This is a genomic window from Campylobacter coli LMG 9860 (assembly GCF_000254135.1).
Lineage (GTDB): Bacteria > Campylobacterota > Campylobacteria > Campylobacterales > Campylobacteraceae > Campylobacter_D > Campylobacter_D coli.
The window spans coordinates 1-565 of record NZ_AINS01000159.1 but is presented as its reverse complement, the minus strand read 5'-3'; the positions used below and the strand labels follow the sequence as shown (position 1 = coordinate 565).

At 35.8% G+C, this 565-nt stretch carries 1 protein-coding gene; it reads right to left on the bottom strand.

Annotated elements, in window-relative coordinates:
- On the bottom strand, positions 1-565 hold a 565-nt coding region (locus CCO88_RS09925; protein WP_002840985.1), incomplete at both ends, for a flagellin N-terminal helical domain-containing protein.

Genomic DNA, 565 nt, shown 5'->3' with positions numbered 1-565 from the left:
TCCAGCCCTAACTGCTCCCATGCCTCGAGTCTCTACTGTAAAAGTAGCTCTAACACCTGTTTTATCAGCATTTTTATTGATCTCATCAGCTAAAGCTCCAAGTCCTGTTCCAACTGAAGTTGAAATCACAACTTTTTGGAATTTAAAATCATCTATACCGTTGTAGTTTTTAAGGGTAAATTGCACTTCACCACTAACTGAAATCCTTGATCCTGTTTCAAAACGAGTTAAACCTATCTTAGAAGACTGGGTTGCTCCTATACTTGCTTTTACAGTTTGATTTGAACTAGCACCGATTTGAAATTCTTGATTGATAAAATTTCCACTTAAAAGTTGCTTACCGTTAAATGAAGTAGTATTTGCGATATTGTCAAGTTCTTCCATTAAACGGTTGATATCTGCTTGAAGCATGGTTCTTGTTTTTAAACTTTGTCCATCTTGAGCCGCTTGAGTTGCCTTAGTTTTGATTGTATCTAAGATTTTAAGTTGCTCATCCATAGCCTTATCAGCAGTTTGTAAGATACCTAAAGCATCATTACCATTGTTTATAGCTTGACCTAAAGTA